Source organism: Catellatospora sp. NPDC049133, from assembly GCF_040648455.1.
In the GTDB taxonomy this organism is placed as follows: Bacteria; Actinomycetota; Actinomycetes; order Mycobacteriales; family Micromonosporaceae; genus Catellatospora; species Catellatospora aurea.
The window spans coordinates 84,880-97,273 of sequence record NZ_JBEZDT010000005.1 but is presented as its reverse complement, the minus strand read 5'-3'; the positions used below and the strand labels follow the sequence as shown (position 1 = coordinate 97,273).

The following is a 12,394-nucleotide window of genomic DNA, read 5'->3' as shown; positions in this document are numbered from 1 at the left end:
CCCTTCACGCCAGATCCGAGCGCGAGGCGCGCAGCAGGCGCATCTGTATCGCGGTGAGCACGCCGAGGATCAGGGCCAGGAAGACCGCCGCCGCGGCGGCGTAGCCCAGGTGGAAGTACTTGAACGCCTGCAGGTAGATGAAGTAGTAGATGACCTGCGTGGCCGAGACCGGGCCGCCCTTGGTGGTGACCGCGATGGTGTCGAAGATCTGGAACGAGCCGATCAGCGACACGACCAGCACCAGCGCGAGCACCGGGCGCAGCAGCGGCAGCGTGATCCGGCGGAACATGCGCCACTCGCCCGCGCCGTCGATCGACGCGCCCTCGTAGAGGTACTGCGGGATCTGCAGCATCCCGGCGTACAGCAGCAGTGCCGTGTAGCCGGTGTAGGCCCAGGTGTTGATGCCGGCCACGGTCGGCATCGCCCAGGTCTCGTCGGTGAAGAAGCCCACGGGGCCCACGCCGACGGTGTGCAGGAGCTGGTTGACGAAGCCGAGGTTGGTGTCCAGCAGCCACATCCAGAGCAGGCCGATGGTGACGTTCGGGACCAGCCACGGCAGCAGCAGCGTCGCCCGGAGCACGACCGAGCGGGTCAGCCGGTGCATCAGCGACGCGATGCCCAGCGCCAGCAGGGTCTGCGAGCCGATGTTGAGCACCACGTACCAGGCCGTGACCAGCATCGCGTTCCAGAACTGCTCGTCTCGCAGCAGCTTGGTGTAGTTCTCCGCGCCGACGTACGTCGCCGTGTTGAGCATGTTGTAGTCGGTGACCGAGTACCACACGCCCCGGGCGGCCGGGTAGCCGTAGAAGACGGCGAATCCGACCAGCACCGGCAGCAGGAACAGCCACGCCGCCCGCCGGTCGTCTCGCGGTTTTGTCGAGCTCATCAACGTCCTCGGATCCGTCTATCGGTCGGCTCTTGCCAGCCGCCCCGCTCTCGAATAATGATGTAGACCTTCGAAATTTTGTCAACACCTCTTCGTATTACTTCGGTAACGACGAGGAGGACGACCAGCTCAGACCCGCTGCGCCAACGCTCCGACCAGGGCCTATGTGGACCCCGTGTGTCGGCTCAGTGGTGTGCCCGCGTGGCACAGGCACCTCGCACCGCCCGGAGAACAGCCCGACTCCCACCGGAGATCACCGTGAAATCACGTTCACGCGGCCGTACCGTCCTGGCCGCACTCGCCACCGCCGCCCTCGCCGCGGCCCTGACGCTCGCCGGCCCGTCCGGAGCGTCAGCCGCTCCCGCCGGACCGCCGCCCCGTCCCTCGGCGCCCGCCAGCCCCGACCCGTCCCTGCAGGTCCACGCCCTGAGCGCGGCCCCCGGGCCGGTGGACAACCCGCTCAAGGGCTGGGCCAGGTTCTACTCGCCCGGCGGCGACCAGAACAACGGCTTCCCGCACGCGCTGACCTGGGGCTATTTCGGCCTTTCCGAGATCATGACCAGCGCCTCGAACTGCGGCAGCTACAACTGGTCGATCATCGACAGCATGCTGGCCGAGACCGCCGGCTACGGCAACCAGGCCGCCATCCGCATCTACATGACCTACCCCGGCGGCACCGGCAGCCACCCGGCCAACGCCATCCCGCCGTGCTTCAACGGCAACGTCGCCACCCGCGCCGACGCCACCTGGAACGTCACGCACCCCGACTACGACAGCCCGTTCCTGATCAACGCGTTGAAGAACTTCATCGCCGCGTTCGGAGCCCGCTACGACGGCGACCCCCGGCTCGGGTTCATCCACCTGGGCCTGGTCGGGCTGTGGGGGGAGTGGCACACCTGGCCCTACGACACCGACACCGGCGACGGGCTGCCCGACTACATGCCCACCGACGCCAACGGGGCGCAGCTAGTCGCCGCCTTCGACACCGCGTTCAACACCACCAAGGTCGAGATCCGCTACGCCGACGCGGCCGGGGGCGCGGCCAACTCCCGCGACATCGGCTACCACGACGACTCGTTCTGCTTCCGGGAAGGCTCACCCTTGCAGGGCGTGACCCTGCCGCAGTCGATGGGCGGCACCTCCTACGCCCACCTGCAGCGCAACATCGCCACCGGCACCGAGAACAAGTGGATCAGCAGCTCGATCGGCGGTGAACTGCGCCCGGAGATCCAGACGTTCGCGTTCCAGTCCTGGCCGAACGGCTCCGGCACCGTCGACAACCTCAAGGCGTGCATCGAGCTCGCCCACGCCACCTGGATGATCAACGAGGGAAGCGCCGCCTACTCGCCCACGGACGCGAACGTCTCGGCCGCCGTGCGGGCGATGGGCTACAACCTCACCGTCGGCAACTCCTACTTCAAGGACACCGCCAGCGGCACGACCAACGTCGGCGTGCAGATCAGCAACACCGGCGTCGCCCCGTTCTACTACCCCTGGACCATGACCCTCGGGCTCAAGAACAGCTCGGGCGCCGTGGTGCAGACCTGGGACACCCCTTGGGACCTGCGTACCGTCCAGCCGCTGTCCATCCGGGCGTTCCCCGACTGGAACGTGGGATCGGATCCCACGTATCGCAGCTTCGGCTACCCGCAGTACTTCCAGACCAGCGTCAACCTCTCCGCGGTGCCGCAGGGCGGCTACCAGTGGGTGCTTCGGGTGAAGAACCCCCTGGAAACCGTCGACGCCGACGCCAAGAAGCTGCGGTTCGCCAACACCACCCAGAACGCGGACGGCTGGCTCGGCCTGGGCGCGGTGACCGTCGGCACCGGCGGCGGTGGCGACACCTCCGCGCCCTCGGTCCCCGCGGGGCTCACCTCCCCCGGCCAGACGTCGTCGTCGATCTCGCTGTCCTGGTCCGCCTCGACGGACAACGTCGGGGTGACCGGCTACGAGGTGTTCCGCGGCTCGACGCTGGTCGGCAGCCCGGCCGGAACCTCGTTCACCGACACCGGCCTGACCGCGTCGACGAGCTACAGCTACACCGTCAAGGCCCGGGACGCGGCTGGTAACCGTTCTGCGGCAAGCAACACGGTCACCGTGTCCACCACGTCCGGCGGTGGCACGCCCACCGGCTACGAGGCTGAGGCTTCGGGCAACACCCTGTCCGGCGGTGCTCTGGTGGCGACCTGCGCCACCTGCTCGGGCGGGTCGAAGGTCGGCTACCTCGGCAACGGAGCGTCGATGGCGTTCACCAACGTCGCCGGGGGCACCGGCGGCTCGCGAACGGTGACGATCTACTACCTGACGGCCGAGGCGCGCACCGCCGTGGTCAACGGGCAGACCGTCAACTTCGCCTCGACCGGTAGCTGGACCACTGTCGGCTCCACCACCGTCACGCTCAACCTTGCCGCCGGGAACAACACCGTCACCATCGCCAACCCGTCCGGCTGGGCTCCTGACATCGACCGCATCACCGTGTCCACCGCGGGCGGCGGAGGCGACACCACCGCGCCGAGCGCCCCCATGGGCCTGGCCTCGCCGAGCAAGACCGCCAACTCGGTCACGCTGTCGTGGAGCGGCTCGACCGACAACGTCGGCGTGACCGGCTACCAGATCCTGCGCGGCGGCAGCCCGGTCGGCACGTCGACGACCACCGGTTTCACCGACACCGGGTTGGCCGCGTCGACCGCGTACACGTACACGATCAAGGCCTATGACGCCGCCGGGAACTACTCGGCCGCGTCGAGCCCGCTGACCGTGACGACCAACGCGGGCGGCACGACGCCCGTCAGTTACGAAGCCGAGTCCTCCGGCAACACCCGGACCGGCACCGCGGCCGTGGCATCCTGCGCGGCCTGCTCGGGCGGTTCGAAGGTCGGCTACGTCGGCAGCGGCGCGACCCTGTCGTTCAACAACGTCGCCGGTGGCACGGGCGGCACGCGCACCGTGACGATCCACTACCTGTCGGCCGTGGCACGTTCCGCCACGGTCAACGGCCAGACGGTGAACTTCGCGCCCACCGCCAACTGGGACACCGTCGGCACCACCACGGTCACCCTGAACCTGACGGCGGGCAACAACACCATCACCTTCGCCAACCCCTCCGGCTGGGCGCCTGACATCGACCGCATCACCGTCGGCTGACCCTGCCTCGCACGCTCCGGCCAGGCAACGGGGGCCTGGCCGGCCCACCCCCGACCGAGGAAACCCACATGAGAAGAACAGTCCGCCTCACGGTCGCCCTGCTGGCGGCCCTCACCCTCGCCGCGGGCACCCCTGCCGCGGCTCGGCCCGCGCCCACCACACCGGCGTGGACGCCGCTGGCCTACGCCTCCGCGCCCGCCGACAACCCGCTCAAGGGCTTCATGCCGTACGCGGGCAGCTACCAGACCTTCCCGTACAGCATGGAATGGTTCTACCTGCCGGTGCGCGACGTCATGACCGGCCCGAACCAGTTCCGCTGGGACGCCGTGGAACGCCAGCTCAACGCGATCGCCGCCCGGGGCCACCAGGCCGTGTTCCGGTTCTACCTCGACTACCCGGGCAAGCCCACCGGCATCCCGCAGTACCTGCTGGCCCAGGGCCTGGCCACCCACGCCTACGACGACTTCGGCAACAACGGCGTCAGCGTCGCCCCCGACTACAGCGACCCGCGCCTGGTCAGCGCCCTGCAGAACTTCATCACCGCGCTCGGGCGCAAGTACGACGGCGACCCGCGCATCGGCTTCCTCACGCTCGGCCTGATCGGCTTCTGGGGCGAGTGGCACACCTGGCCCTACGACGGCTGGACCAAGCCGGAGAACTGGATGCCGTCCACCGAGATCCTCACCGGCATCCTGAACGCCTTCGAGACCTCGTTCGACGAGACCCGGCTGCTGGCCCGCTACCCGAGCCCGCAGAACAAGGAGCTGGGCATCGGCTACCACGACGACTCGTTCGCCTTCGAGACGCTGCCCGTGCAGTCATGGCACTTCGTGCAGCGCCTCATCGACGAGGGTGTCACCGACAAGTGGCAGCGTGAGCCGATCGGCGGCGAGCTGCGCCCCGAGATCCAGTCCTGCCTGTTCGAGCAGCCGGTCAGCTGCGGGCAGTACGAGGACTTCACGCAGTCCGTCGACCAGACCCACATCAGCTGGATGATCAACCACGCGGCGTTCGCCCCGGACGGCTACACCGGTGACGAGTACTTCCGTGCCCTGGCCGCGGCCAAGTCGCTGGGCTACGAGCTGACCGTCACCGAGGCGGCACTGTCGCGCGACCGGGTGTCGGTGCGCGTGGCCAACCGCGGCACCGCGCCCTTCTACTACGACTGGCGCGCCGAGCTGGCCGCCGTCGACAGCCAGGGCCGTCTGGTGAAGCGCTGGAAGACCGACTGGACCGTGACCGGCATCCAGCCCGGCCAGGACCCCGCCGAGCTGACCAGCCGCATCGACACCCGCGGCCTGCGCCCCGGCAGCTACGACATCGTGCTGCGCGTGGCCAACCCGCTGCCCAACGGCATCCCGATGCGGTTCGCCAACACCAGCCAGGACATCCACACCGGCTGGCTGCACCTCGGGGCCGTCACCACCCGCTGACGGCGCCGCCGCACCACCCGCACCACGGCGCCGCCGGCACCCCGTCGGCGGCGCCCGCACCGAACCCCTTGCTGTTCCTGCACTTCGTCCCGAAGGGAACACCGGTTCATGCCATCCCTACGCAAGCTGCTCGCCACGACGGCGGCAGCGCTGACGATCGCGCTGGTCGCCACCAGCGCGGCCGCCGCACCCGCGGGCCCGCCCGCCCGGCCGCCCGCCGGACCCGGCCCCGACACCAGCCTGACCACCCACACCTACACCTACGCCGACGCCGCGCTCGGCCAGCCGCTGAAGGGGTTCGCCCCCTACCTCTTCCCCGGTGACAACCTGTCCACCAAGTACCCCGGCGGCCTGGTCTGGAGCTACTTCGCCCTCAACGAGGTGATGAAGGACCCGGCCAACTGCGCCGACATCGACTGGAGCGTCTTCGAGAAGGCGCTCGACGAGGCCGCCGTCTGGAGCCGCCAGACCGCGTTCCGCTTCTACCTGGAGTACCCGGGCGGCAGCGGCACCCACCCCGGCAACGGCATCCCGCCGTGCCTGAACGGCAAGATGGCGCTGCGCACCAACGGGTTCTGGGGCACCGTCAGCCCCGACTACGACGACCCGGACGTCATCAGCGCGTTGGTCACCTTCATCAACGCGTTCGCCGCCCGCTACGACAAGGCCGGGCCCGGCGGCACCGCCGACCCGCGCATCGGGTTCATGTCGCTGGGCCTGGTCGGCCTGTGGGGCGAGTGGCACACCTGGCCCTACGACCGGGACCTGGCCGACGGCTACCCGAACCTGATGCCGACCGACACCACGATCCGCACCATCATCGGCGCGTACGACACCGCGTTCGACAACATCCAGCTGGAGGTCCGCTACCCCCTGGCGGGCACCGAGACCGCGAACATCGGCTTCCACGACGACTCCTGGCCGTACAAGGAGTTCCGCAACGGCGGGCAGCTCAAGAGCATGACCCTGCCGATGTCGATGAACGGCTGGGAGGACGCGTTCCTGCAGCTGCAGCTCAACACCGGCACCGAGAACCGGTGGGTCACCCAGTCCATCGGCGGCGAGGCCCGGCCCGAGATCCAGGGCACCCTCTACGCCAACTGGCCGGGCGGGTCCGGGCAGGTCGACGACGTGCTCGCGGCGACCGAGCTCACCCACATCACCTGGATGATCAACCAGACCGGCGCGGGCGGGTACAGCACCAGCGACCCGAAGGTCTCCGCCGGTGTCCGCAAGATGGGCTACAACCTGCACATCCCGCAGGCCAACTTCAATGCCACCGCCTCGGGCGCCTTCAAGGTCGGCGTTACCGTGCAGAACGACGGCGTCGCCCCGTTCTACTACCCGTGGACGGTGCAGCTCGGCCTGCGCAACAGCGCGGGCACGGTCGTGAAGACCTGGGACACCAGCTGGGACCTGCGCACCGTGCAGCCCCTGAAGATCCGCGCCTTCCCGGACTGGAACGTCGGCGCCGACCCGAAGTACCTCGACTTCGGCCGGCCGGTCAACTTCGCCACGACCGTCAGCACCGCGGGCGTGCCCGCAGGCGCTTACAGCCTGGTCCTGAAGGTGCGCAACCCCCTGGAGGCGGTGACCCAGGACGTGCTGCGCGCCCGCCCGGCCGCCAGCAGGCTCACCGACTGGATCATCGACCAGTGGCGGCCGCGCCTGCCGCTGTCGTTCGCCAACACCAACCAGGGCGCCGACGGCTGGGTCAACCTCGGCGCGGTCAGCACCTCGGGGACCTGCACCGGTGACTGCACCGCGCCGTCGGTCCCGGCGAACCTCGCCGTCACCGGGGTCACCAACACCAGTGTGTCGCTGTCCTGGTCCGCCTCGACCGACAACGTCGGCGTGACCGGCTACCAGGTGCTGCGCGACGGGGTCCAGGTCGGCACCCCGACCGGGACGACGTACACCGACAGCGGGCGCTCGCCGGGGCAGACCTACCAGTACACGGTTCGGGCGGTCGACGCCGCGGGCAATGTGTCCAATTCGTCCGCAACGATGTCGGCGACGACCACGGGGTGCGCGGGTGACTGCACCGCCCCGAGTTCTCCCACTCTGTCCTCGCCGGGCAAGACCGACACGAGCGTGTCGCTGTCGTGGACGGCATCCACGGACAACGTGGGCGTGACCGGTTACGAGGTGTTCCGGGGCGGGACGCTGGTCGCCAGCCCGACGGGCACGTCGTTCACGGACAGCGGCCTGACCGCGTCGACGGCCTACAGCTACACCGTCAAGGCGCGTGACGCGGCGGGCAACCGGTCGGCGGTCAGCAACACGGTCGCCGTCACCACGAACGCGGCACCGCCGCAGCCCACCGGCTTGGTGCTCGACAACTACGACGGCACCCCGGCGTACCCGTCGGCGAACCAGAACGACCTCGGCAAGTGGACCGGCGGCAACTGCTTCCTCGACGGCGGCGGCAACGGCGTGATCACCGGCGGGGCGCTGAGCCTGCGCTACAACAACTGCGGCTGGTTCGGCTCCGACGTCGGCGTGGACCTGAGCTCGTACACCTACCTGGTCGTGCGGATCAAGGGCGCGGCCGGCGGCGAGCAGACCCACTTCAACCTGGGCCTGGGCGGTTCGACGAAGGTGTTCGGCGACTTCACCCTCGACGGCGGCGCGCACCCGGTGATCACGACGTCCTACCAGGACATCAAGATCCCGATGGTCGCCAACGGCATCAACCGCAACAGCCCGTCCCAGCTGGCCATGGGCTTCTGGTACGGCGGCAACTCCACCATCACCATCGACCACATCTCGTTCCAGTAGTCGCCCGGCCGCCTGGCAGGGCTCCCGACCCGGCCAGGCGGCCTACCCTCCCGATGCACAGGAAGGCTGCCATGCCCACCCGCTTCATGCGGATGTTCACCGCGACAACGTTACTGGCCACCGTCGCCGCCGTGGCGCTCGGTGCCGCGCCGGCCCAGGCCGCGACCGTCACCTACTCGGCCGACCTGGCCACCGCGTTCGCCAACCCGGAGCGCGGCTACCACAACCGCTACGAGATCATCAACGACCCGGCGGTCAACGACTACGTCAACGCCGCCACCATCCCCGGCTTCAACCCCGACCTGCTCGACCGGACCTTCGCCCGTGCCAAGGCCAACGGCAACACCCTGGTGCACAGCTACCTGCACCTGGACAAGTACAAGACCCAGGCCCTGCCGCAGGCGCTGCTCGACAACCTCGCCTCCGGCCTGGCCGCGGTCCGCACCGCCGGGATGAAGATCGTCCTGCGGCCCGCGTACACCTGGGACGGCTACGCCAGCGTCGCCGAGTCGCAGATCCTCGCCCACATCGCCCAGATCAACGCCGTGATCACCGCGAACGCCGACGTCGTGCTGCACCTGGAGACCGGCTACCTGGGCGCGTGGGGGGAGTGGCACACCGGCACCCTCACCAACTCCTCGTCTGTCGAGGAGGCCCCCGCCCGGTACCGCATCGTCAAGAAGATCGCCGACACCACCCCGGCGAGCATCCCGCTGGCGATGCGCTACCCGATCTACATCAAGGAGATGATCGACCCGACCTCCTGCGTCGTGCCCGAGGGCTGCGGCCTGACCCAGGCGCAGAAGGACCGGATCAGCTTCCACAACGACTGCTTTCTCGCCGACGTCAACGACATGGGCACCTACGACAACCCGTCCTGGATGGGCTGGTACTACATCGAGCAGAAGAAGCAGTGGATGTACGACCTGGCCACCTCGACCGGGTTCAACAAGATGGTCGGCGGGGAGACCTGCGGCTCCGACGGCTACAACGACGCCGCCTGCGTCAACGCGCAGACCGAGATGAACAGGCTCAACTTCACCGAGATCAACGAGGACTACGCGGCCGTCAACACCGACAAGTGGAAGGCCGCCAACCTCGCCGCGAGCGGCAACGACCCGGCCGAGACGTGCTTCACCCGCATCAAGCGCAAGATGGGGTATCGCCTGAGGCTGCTCGACGCCACGTTCCCGACCGCCGTGGCCCCCGGCGGCAGCCTGGCGCTGACCGCGCACCTGAACAACGACGGCTGGTCCGGCCTGATCAAGCACCGCACCGCCTACCTGGTGCTCGACAACGGCGCCAACCGCTACAACCTGCCGCTGAGCAGCGTCGACCCGCGCAGCTGGCTGGCCGGGGCGAGCACCGTCACCGCGAGTGTCACCGTGCCCGGCGGCGCGGTGGCGGGCAACTACAAGCTGGCGCTGTGGCTGCCGGACCCGACGGCGGCGCTGCATTCCCGGCCGGAGTACTCGATCCGGCTCGCCAACACCGGCACCTGGGACGCGGCCAAGGGCTACAACGTGCTCGCGTCCTCGGTCACCGTGGGCTCCTGCACAGGTGACTGCACGGCTCCGTCGACGCCGGCGGGCCTGACCGTGTCCGGGGTGACGAACACGAGCGTGTCGCTGTCCTGGACGGCGTCCACGGACAACGTGGGCGTGACCGGCTACCAGGTGTTCCGCGGCGGCACGCAGGTCGGCACCGCGTCGGGGGCCTCGTTCACGGACACCGGCCGCTCGCCGGGGCAGACGTACCAGTACACGGTCCGGGCGGTGGACGCCGCGGGCAACGTGTCCGGGCAGTCGGCCACGGTCTCCGCGACGACGACAGGCTGCTCCGGGGACTGCACCGCGCCGAGCGCGCCGACGCTGTCCTGGACCGGCAAGTCCGACACGAGCGTGTCGCTGTCCTGGACCGCGTCCACGGACAACGTCGGCGTGACCGGCTACGAGGTGTTCCGTGGCGCGACCCTGGTCGGCAGCCCGACGGGCACCACGTTCACCGACACCGGCCTGACCGCGTCCACGGCCTACGCCTACACGGTCAAGGCACGTGACGCGGCGGGCAACCGCTCGGCGGCGAGCAACACGGTCGCGGTGACCACGGATGCGACGCCGCAGCCGCCCACCGGGCTGATCCTGGACAACTTCGACGGCACCCCGGCGTATCCGTCCGCGGCGCAGAACGACCTCGGCAAGTGGACCGGCGGCAACTGCTTCCTCGACGGCGGCGGTTCCGGCACGGTCACCGGCGGGGCGCTGAGCCTGCGCTACAACAACTGCGGCTGGTTCGGCTCCGACGTCGGCGTGGACCTGAGCGCCCACACCTATCTGGTCGTGCGGATCAAGGGCGCGGCGGGTGGCGAGCAGAATCACTTCAACCTCGGGCTGGGCGGGTCGACGAAGCTGTTCGCCGACTTCACCCTCGACGGGGGAGCGCATCCGGTGATCACGACCGGCTACCAGGACATCCGCATCCCTCTGGTCGCCAACGGCATCAACCGCAACAGCCCGTCCCAGCTGGCCATGGGCTTCTGGTACGGCGGCAACTCCACGGTCACCATCGACCACATCACCTTCCAGTAGCCGATCACCCGGCCGGCCGGGCTCCGCACGCCTCGGATGCCTGGTCGGCCGGCCACCTGCCGGTCGAATATCGGCAATCGACTCATTTTAGGAGTTTTGCGATATAGGCGCAGCATACGCGGGCAGAATGAGCGCGAAGACTCCCTGGTCGCGGAGGCGGGACGCTCATGTCGAACGTAGATCTGGCCCGGATTCAGTTCGCGATGACGTCGATCTACCACTTCATCTTCGTGCCGATCACCATCGGGCTGGCCTTCCTCACCGCGATCCTGCAGACCGTCTGGCACCGCACGGGCCGCGACGAGTACCTGCGCCTGACCAAGTTCTTCGGCACCCTGCTGGTGATCAACGTGGTCGTGGGCGTGGTCACCGGCCTGGTGCAGGAGTTCCAGTTCGGCATGGACTGGTCGGCGTACTCGCGGATGGTCGGCGACGTCTTCGGTGCGCCGCTGGCGATGGAGGGCCTGGCCGCGTTCTTCCTGGAGTCGACGTTCCTCGGATTGTGGATCTTCGGCTGGGGCAAGCTGCCGCGCCGGATCCACCTCACCTCCATCTGGCTCGTGGCGCTGGGCGCCGCCGGATCCGCGGCGTTCATCCTGGCCGCGAACTCATGGATGCAGCACCCGGTCGGCTACGAGATCAACGCGACGACCGGGCGTCCGCAGCTCAACAACATCTGGGCGGTGATGACCAACCCGGTGTTCCTGTGGGGCTACGCCCACGTGCTGCTCGCCGCGCTGGTCACCGGCTGCGTCGTCATGCTGGCCGTGTCGGCGTGGCACCTGCGGCGCCGATCCGAGGCCCCGGTGTTCGCCCGCTCGGCGAAGCTCGCCCTCGTCCTCCTGGCCCCCGCCATGATCTTCCAGATGTTCATCGGCAGCGAGCTCGGCGTCGTCGAGGGCAAGTACCAGCCGATGAAGATCGCCGCGGCCGAGGCGCAGTGGGAGACGTGCCAGCCGTGCTCGTTCTCGATCTTCCAGATCGGCGGCGGCAAGCAGGACCAGACCCCCACGAAGATCATCGAGGTGCCGCACCTGCTGTCGCTGCTCGCCACCAACCACTGGAACGGCCAGGTCATCGGCCTGAACGAACTCAACGCCCAGTACCAGCAGCAGTACGGCCCCGGCGACTACGTGCCCAACGTCTTCATCCAGTACTGGGCCATGCGCGTGATGGCGTACCTCGCGCTGGTGATCGTCCTGCTCGGGTTCTGGGGACTCTGGGTGATGCACCGCAAGCGGCTGGAGACCGCGCACCGATTCCTGTGGCTGGCCGTCTGGGCCCCGGTCCTGGTCGTGCTCATGAACACCGCCGGCTGGCTGCTCACCGAGAGCGGCCGCCAGCCATGGATCGTGCAGGGCCTCATGCTGACCAAGAACGGCGTGTCACCGTCGGTCAGCGCCACCACGGTCGCGATCAGCCTGACCGTGTTCTTCCTGCTCTACGCCGCGCTGACGCTGGTCTGGCTGGTGCTGATGCTGCGCTACGCCCGAAAGGCGCCGCCACCGACCGTGCCCGCCGCCGACGACGTCACCACGCCCGAACCGACCTTCGCTCGCTGA

At 69.0% G+C, this 12,394-nt stretch carries 6 protein-coding genes; 5 read left to right on the top strand and 1 reads right to left on the bottom strand.

Annotation, left to right across the window (positions count from 1 at the left end):
* Positions 1-4: 4 nt before the first annotated feature.
* Positions 5-886: a sugar ABC transporter permease gene (locus tag AB0B35_RS07080; RefSeq protein WP_361041800.1), complete on the bottom strand. Its 882-nt coding sequence runs from the start codon at positions 884-886 to the stop codon at positions 5-7.
* A gap of 258 nt (positions 887-1,144) precedes the next feature.
* Between AB0B35_RS07080 and AB0B35_RS07075 the strand changes: the two genes are divergently transcribed.
* The 5 genes from AB0B35_RS07075 to AB0B35_RS07055 all read left to right on the top strand — a co-directional run bounded on the left by AB0B35_RS07075 (position 1,145) and on the right by AB0B35_RS07055 (position 12,394).
* A complete protein-coding gene (locus tag AB0B35_RS07075; protein ID WP_361041797.1) occupies positions 1,145-4,030 on the top strand; it encodes a carbohydrate-binding protein in 2,886 nt (961 codons plus the stop codon).
* A gap of 68 nt (positions 4,031-4,098) precedes the next feature.
* The gene (locus AB0B35_RS07070) at positions 4,099-5,463 is read left to right on the top strand and encodes a DUF4832 domain-containing protein (RefSeq protein ID WP_361041795.1); all 1,365 of its coding nucleotides are present in this window, start codon (positions 4,099-4,101) and stop codon (positions 5,461-5,463) included.
* A 108-nt stretch (positions 5,464-5,571) separates the two neighbouring features.
* Positions 5,572-8,244 carry a fibronectin type III domain-containing protein gene (locus AB0B35_RS07065; RefSeq protein WP_361041793.1) on the top strand — a complete coding sequence of 891 codons (2,673 nt, stop codon included), beginning with the start codon at positions 5,572-5,574 and terminating at the stop codon, positions 8,242-8,244.
* A 71-nt stretch (positions 8,245-8,315) separates the two neighbouring features.
* Entirely contained in the window at positions 8,316-10,832 is a 2,517-nt protein-coding gene (locus tag AB0B35_RS07060) for a DUF4832 domain-containing protein (protein WP_361041790.1), read from the top strand.
* Positions 10,833-10,999: 167 nt separating this feature from the next.
* Entirely contained in the window at positions 11,000-12,394 is a 1,395-nt protein-coding gene (locus AB0B35_RS07055) for a cytochrome ubiquinol oxidase subunit I (RefSeq protein WP_360526486.1), read from the top strand.